Raw genomic sequence first — 970 nt, 5'->3', positions numbered from 1 at the left:
GGGTCGGCGGCGCGCCGCACGAGGCGGCCTCCGGCTTCCCCCACCTCTACGGGGTCGGCCTACCGGCCCTCGACCGCGGCCGGCGCCTGCGGCCGGACGATCCGGAGGCGGCGCGTGTCGAGGCCTGCCTCGCGCTCATCGCCACTTTGGAGGACACGAACCTGCTGCATCGCGGCGGCGAGGCCGGCTACGCCTTCGCCCGCGACGCCGCCGCCGGCTTCATCACGGCCGGCGGCGTCGGCCGGTCGGATTGGCGCGCCGCGGCGGAGGACCTCCACCGCGCCTTCGTCGCGCGCAACCTCAGCCCCGGCGGCGCGGCCGACCTGCTGGCGATGACGCTGTTCGTGGACGCGATCGAGGCGCCGCGCCCATGACGCTGGCGATCCTCTGCTCGGGGCAGGGCGCCCAGCATCCCGGAATGTTCGATCTCACCGCCGACCTGCCGGCGGCGCAGGCTGTGTTCACGGCGGCGCGGCCGCTGCTCGGGGCCGACCCGCGCGACCTCGCACGCGCCGGCGGCGAGGCCCTGAACGAGAACCGCACCGGGCAGATCCTGTGCTGCGTCGCGGCGCTCGCCGCCTGGACCCTCGTCTCGGAGGCGGCGCCCGGCCGCCGGATCGTCGCCGGCTACAGCATCGGCGACTTGGCCGCCTGGGGCTGCGCCGGACGCTTCTCGGCTTAGGGGACGGGGAAGGAGCGCCATCGGCTGGTGCCGCCCTCTATCGCCGCCGCGCCCGAATCCGGCAACCGCCACCGGCGCGACGGAAGATGCCGATGAACCTTGGCCCCGTCCGGTCGTTGCCGGTCCGATCCCCGCCCGCGTTCGGAGTAGCCCGCGATGCCCGATCTGAACAAAACCGCCGACGCCAAATTGCCCGTCGATCCCAAGGAGTCCGTCGACGCGAAGTCGATCGTCGACGCCCTCGTCAAGGCGCGCGGCGGCGCCCTGGCCGGCGCGGCCCTGGGCGGC

Annotated in this window: 1 protein-coding gene and 1 pseudogene; both read left to right on the top strand. The window is 75.3% G+C overall.

Features of this window, described 5'->3' with window-relative positions:
* Positions 1 to 374: triphosphoribosyl-dephospho-CoA synthase (locus FV223_RS28560; RefSeq protein ID WP_187276295.1), on the top strand; the 374-nt coding region annotated here is incomplete at its 5' end.
* Positions 371 to 676: pseudogene (locus tag FV223_RS28555) on the top strand (acyl transferase); the annotation flags it as partial. The gene FV223_RS28560 and the pseudogene FV223_RS28555, both read left to right, overlap by 4 nt.
* Positions 677 to 970 lie beyond the last annotated feature (294 nt).

It is taken from the genome of Methylobacterium sp. WL116 (assembly GCF_008039455.1).
GTDB lineage: Bacteria > Pseudomonadota > Alphaproteobacteria > Rhizobiales > Beijerinckiaceae > Methylobacterium.
The sequence above is the reverse complement of the archived record's forward strand: the minus strand, read 5'-3'. Positions and strand labels throughout refer to the sequence as shown.